The 706-nt window shown below is 64.4% G+C and carries 1 protein-coding gene; it reads left to right on the top strand.

The window, feature by feature from the left end:
• Window positions 1-706: alcohol dehydrogenase catalytic domain-containing protein (locus NKJ23_RS34520; protein ID WP_352685194.1), on the top strand; the 706-nt coding region annotated here is incomplete at both ends.

The following is a 706-nucleotide window of genomic DNA, read 5'->3' as shown; positions in this document are numbered from 1 at the left end:
GAAGGTCCCCGTGATGGCGAGGTGCTGGTCGAGATCAAGGCAACCGGCATCTGCCACACCGACGAGTTCACGCTGTCGGGCGCCGACCCGGAAGGCCTGTTTCCGGCGATCCTCGGTCATGAGGGCGCCGGCATCGTCGTCGACATCGGCAAGGGCGTCTCCTCGGTCAGGAAGGGTGACCATGTCATCCCGCTCTACACGCCGGAATGCCGGCAGTGCCCGTCCTGCCTGTCGCGCAAGACCAATCTGTGCACCGCCATCCGTGCCACGCAGGGACAGGGCTTGATGCCCGACGGCACCTCGCGCTTCTCGATCGGCAAGGACAAGCTGTTCCACTACATGGGCTGCTCGACCTTTTCCAACTTCACCGTGCTGCCCGAGATCGCGGTGGCCAAGGTCAATGCCGACGCCCCGTTCGACAAGATCTGCTACATCGGCTGCGGCGTCACCACCGGCATCGGCGCGGTGATCAACACGGCCAAGGTCGAGCAAGGCGCGACGGCGGTAGTCTTCGGCCTCGGCGGCATCGGCCTCAACGTCATCCAGGGCCTGCGCCTTGCCGGCGCCGACATGATCATCGGCGTCGACCTGAACAACGACAGACGAGCCTGGGGCGAGAAGTTCGGCATGACGCATTTCGTCAATCCGAAGGAGATCGACGGCGATGTCGTGGCTCATCTCGTCAACATGACCAAGCGCGGCGCCG

The organism is Mesorhizobium sp. M0184, assembly GCF_040322215.1.
In the GTDB taxonomy this organism is placed as follows: Bacteria; Pseudomonadota; Alphaproteobacteria; order Rhizobiales; family Rhizobiaceae; genus Mesorhizobium.
Note: the sequence above shows the minus strand (reverse complement) of the source record. Positions and strands in the feature narration are given on the sequence as shown.